At 54.1% G+C, this 4,173-nt stretch carries 2 protein-coding genes, 2 tRNA genes and 2 pseudogenes; 3 read left to right on the top strand and 3 right to left on the bottom strand.

All coding sequences use genetic code 11. The features are described 5' to 3' along the window. Positions 1–676: 676 nt before the first annotated feature. Positions 677–1,546, top strand: a complete 870-nt coding sequence (locus tag N6L27_RS23170; RefSeq protein WP_271909785.1) for a hypothetical protein — start codon at positions 677–679, stop codon at positions 1,544–1,546. A 360-nt stretch (positions 1,547–1,906) separates the two neighbouring features. Here the strand turns inward: N6L27_RS23170 and N6L27_RS23175 are convergent. Beyond that, positions 1,907–1,983, bottom strand: a tRNA-Arg gene (locus N6L27_RS23175). A 220-nt stretch (positions 1,984–2,203) separates the two neighbouring features. Between N6L27_RS23175 and N6L27_RS23180 the strand changes: the two are divergent. Next, positions 2,204–2,323: pseudogene (locus N6L27_RS23180) on the top strand (transposase); the annotation flags it as partial. A 96-nt stretch (positions 2,324–2,419) separates the two neighbouring features. On the opposite strand, the gene N6L27_RS23185 reads toward N6L27_RS23180, so the two are convergent. Further along, a protein-coding gene (locus N6L27_RS23185) for an IS3 family transposase (protein ID WP_271909786.1) occupies positions 2,420–3,549 on the bottom strand; the annotation gives its coding sequence in 2 pieces (ribosomal slippage) (positions 2,420–3,306 and positions 3,306–3,549; 1,131 coding nt in all). A gap of 24 nt (positions 3,550–3,573) precedes the next feature. Here N6L27_RS23185 and N6L27_RS23190 point away from each other — a divergent pair. After that, positions 3,574–3,777: pseudogene (locus N6L27_RS23190) on the top strand (hypothetical protein); the annotation flags it as partial. Positions 3,778–4,050: 273 nt separating this feature from the next. Here N6L27_RS23190 and N6L27_RS23195 read toward each other — a convergent pair. Beyond that, positions 4,051–4,127: transfer RNA gene (locus N6L27_RS23195), tRNA-Met, on the bottom strand. Positions 4,128–4,173 lie beyond the last annotated feature (46 nt).

Here is a 4,173-nt window from a genome sequence, read left to right on the forward strand (position 1 = left end):
CCTTGGCCTTGAACTCAGGCGAATGGTTCTTCCGTTTCGACATCTCTGATCTCCTCTGCGTCGAAGATCAACAGACAGCAAATTGTAGCTTACGTCAGTGTCCGATTTTCGGGGAGTAGCTCATAACCCTCGTGCGCTTCAACCAAGATGTCGGGTTCAAAAAACCTCAAATAGCCTTTGGTTACATCAATTCCTTTCATCGATTGTCTGACCGTTGATCGCCACTCGTTTGGAGTATTCCGAAAGATCGGAATAATTGGATTGAAGACACCGCCCCACAAGCAAGAACATACTCTCATGAACTTTCTGATCGACGCTTGGTCGTTGGGGCTTGCAAGTAGAGCTATGCGAGTAGGACGAAGTCGAATTTCGGCTGACAGTTCGGTCAAGAGGCAATACCTTCAGGTAAAAAATACTGTTGGGCATTATGGCACCAGATTTCAACAAGGCCACTATCGAAGCACTCGGAAAACGCGCCGGCTATTTGTGCAGCAATCCTGACTGTAGGACACCTACGGTCGGACCCAACTCTAATCCAACTGGCACCACAAGCATTGGCGAAGCCGCACACATTTCCGGTGCGCGTCCCAACAGTGCTAGGTATCGTCGTGGTTCAAACGACGTGCTACGCGCGGATATCACGAATGGTATCTGGCTCTGCCGCAACTGTCATAAGATGGTCGACAACGACGAAAGGCGGCACTCAGAAGATCTGCTTCTGCAATGGCGGGAACAACACGAGAGGTTTGTCTCCGAACGACTTGGCAAACCAGGCGAAGACTTGCAACGCCGCTTGTTGGAAGAAGAACTTGCGCCCTTTCAGGACAAACCGCCGTTTGTGCGTCGACTTTTGATCGATAAGCCGTTGGGTTGGGAGTGGCGGCTAACCGCGGAATTGCTTCGACACTACAATACAGAGATTTTTGAGAACCTCGAGGACCTTAACAGCGGCCGTTACCTACGCCAACTTTCATTCCTTGATGAGGCATCTGCTATAGTTTGGATAGATCAGAAGATCAGCGAAATGCAGGAGATATTCGGTCCAGTTGACGGCTTACTGAAACGCCTGACCGAGAGCTGGGGAGAACCGGGCGAACCCGCTGACGTCCGCACAATGAATCGGTCCATTGTCTTGATCCGCGATTGGCTTTCACACGTTTTGCAGTTCGAAGAGTCCATACGATTCACAAAACTACCGGAAAACTTCCAAAGACTTCACGAGCTTTTGGAGGACGTTGTAGGTTCTCAGGCAAGGAAATTGGAGGTGCTTCCCGCAGAGCTGGACAAGATGGTTGCCATGATTGACACAGATCACGGCGGTACATTGGAAGAGCCTTTGATCGTTAAGAAGACGATAGAAGTTGTTCTACCCGACAGATGGCCGGAGAACTTCAAAAAAGAGTACCAAAGAGCCACGGGAACATACCTTGGCCTCCAAGAGGCTGAAGCGAAGCGGATTGTCCGACCGTTCGCCTGGCTCTATTTCTTGATCTTCTTTTTTGTAGTTTTCTTTGTCGTTTCATCGCTCCTCGAAAGCATTCCGTAAGCACCTTGCAGGTCAGAACCAATGGCAGATTTGGCCTTTAGAAAACTCTGGTTTGCTCCTGCAGCGAATGGCGGCTTCCCGCCCGACTTGCATGAGTACCAGTCCCAGCTGCGAGGCAGGCCGGAGGTTCGCTTAGGGCTGCTAGTGACCGACTGCGCCCGCAGCAAGCCGGCCTGGTGCTCATAGCAGCTGGTGGCTCAGCAGGAACAGGCAGCTTCGCCGATTGAACCTGCAAATCAGCCCTAGTTTTCCTGAAGGAAGTCAGATCAAACCTAACAGATCCCGCGAGCAGATAACGGGAACTGGGCCAACAATCTGACAGAAAGGTCAGTTTTGCTTGGCATTTGACAATTTGGGAAGTGGCGGACCGAGGAGGATTCGAACCCCCGACCCCTTGATTCGTAGTCAAGTACTCTATCCAGCTGAGCTATCGGTCCACTGCGGCGGGGTTTAATCTTACCGCCGAAATGCCGCAACCCCAAAAGATACAGCGCTTTCAACAATTTTTTTGCTTCTCTTGCCTTCTCCTGCCTGGTTCAGCGCACGGGAAGCCAAAAAGGTGCAACGCCCAGCTCACTTCTGCGATGTTCCCTGACGTGCTCCCCTGAAATGTCCTCGCTTTGAAGTTAGCCTGTTATCCAACTGAGGAGACAGACGATGAAGAGAAGCCGGTTAAGCGACGAGCAGATCATAGGCATTCTGAAGGAGCATCAGGCCGGGCTGGGCGCGAAAGAGTTGTGCTGCAAGCACGGCATCAGCGATGGGATCTTCTACAAGTAGCGGTCGAAGTATGGCGTCATGGAATTTCAGACGCCCGGCGGCTGAAGGCACTGGATGTACGTGTCCCGTTTTCGTGCCGCTCCTGGTGCTCGTTTATGCCACTTTCCGTTCGAATGCGACCGGGCTTTTCCAGCCCAATGCTGAGTGCCGTCGGCGCGGATTGTAGAAGCCGTTGATGTACTGGAAGATGGCCATTTCAGCGTCTCGGCGTGTTGGCCATGACCTGCGCCAGATCAACTCGGCTTTGATTGTTTTGAAGAATGTTTCGACAGCAGAGTTGTCATAGCAATCGCCCTTCCCGCTCATCGACGCCTGGAACCCATGCTGGCGCAGGGTCTTCTGATAGTCGTGCGAGCAGTACTGGCTGCCGCGGTCCGTATGATGGATGCAGCCCTTCGGTGGCCGTCTCAATGCGACGGCCATCTTCAATGCCCGGATCGCCAGGTCGCGCTTCATGCGATTGCTCACGGCCCAGCCGATGACACGCCGGGAATGCAAATCCAAAATCACGGCAAGATAGAGCCAGCCTTCCCGTGTCCAGACATAGCTGATGTCGCCCGCCCATTTCTGGTTGGGCTGATCCGCTGAGAAGTCCCGGTTCACAAGGTTCGGCGCAATGTTGAAGGCATGATTGCTGTCGGTCGTTACCTTGTATTTCTTTGAGCGTTCGACCCGTATTCCGTTCTCGCGCATCAAGCGCCCGACGCGACGGTGTCCGACGTTCAGGCCAAGTTCCTTCAACTCTTCAGTCATCCTCGGGCGGCCGTAGCTCCCCAGGCTGAGACGGGATTGTTCCTTGATGTGGGCCAGAATAACCATGTCGGTTCGCTGCCTTCGGCTGGCGGGACGGCTGCGATAGGCGCGCAAGCCTCGTTCGCTGACATTCATAACCCGACAAAGGCGGCTGGTCGGGAAGTCTCGGCCATGCTCCTCAATGAACCGAAACCTCATGGCTTTTGGCTCGCGAAGAAGGCTGTGGCCTTTTTTAGAATATCCCTCTCCTCCTTGAGAATACGGTTCTCGCGTCGAAGCCGCTCATTCTCGCGGGCAAGGTCCAGGTCTTTGTCCGGCACCATTTCCGTATCGCGATGCATCGTGATCCACTTGTTCAGTGTCGATACGACGACACCCAAATCAGACGCCACCTGTTTGCGTGTCAGTCCGCTGGTCAGCGCGATCCGCACCGCATCAGCGCGGAATTCGTCCGTCCGTTTCGTTCCCAAAGCTTGTCTCCTTTGGTGCAATAAATGCTATCAAAGGAGAGGCATCAAACCGCAACACGACCATGCCGATCTTTACAGGTCTCGGAAGGCGAGATTGATCTCCTCCATGTCGGCTTCAAAGGGACAATGAACTCTCTCTTCATCAAGGATCTCGCCGACAAAACCCGCCGCGGCCTCAAGGGAAGGGCACTGAAAGGGAAGTCCGCCGGGGGAAAGTCCTACGGCTACCGCGAACGGGTGTCGCGGTGATCCGGACCCTTGGGTCTGCCGAAGGCATGGAAGAGGCCAAGGAGGCGCTGCGGGCGCTGGTGGAGCGGATCGTTCTGACGCCTGCGGCGGCGGGCACTGGCACGATCATCCGCAGCCTCCTGTCCGAGGTGCGCCTGATCCCGGAAGATGGTTCCCTGTCCATTGAGCTGGTTGGCGAACTTGCGGGACTGATAGCATTGGGGCAAACAAAAACGGCCCTTGAAGCAGGTGCTTCGGGCCGTTCTGTATCGCTGGTTGCGGGAGCAGGATTTGAACCTGCGACCTTCAGGTTATGAGCCTGACGAGCTACCTGGCTGCTCCATCCCGCGTCAGGTGTTATTGTATCGTTTAGAGAGATGTTGGATTTTACTAGGT

Source organism: Leisingera sp. SS27, from assembly GCF_028368855.1.
GTDB lineage: Bacteria > Pseudomonadota > Alphaproteobacteria > Rhodobacterales > Rhodobacteraceae > Leisingera.

Bases quoted from the DNA above. Each gene is read 5' to 3' on its own strand.
- N6L27_RS23170 (WP_271909785.1), top strand. From the start codon at position 677: ATGGTCGACAACGACGAAAGGCGGCACTCAGAAGATCTGCTTCTGCAA.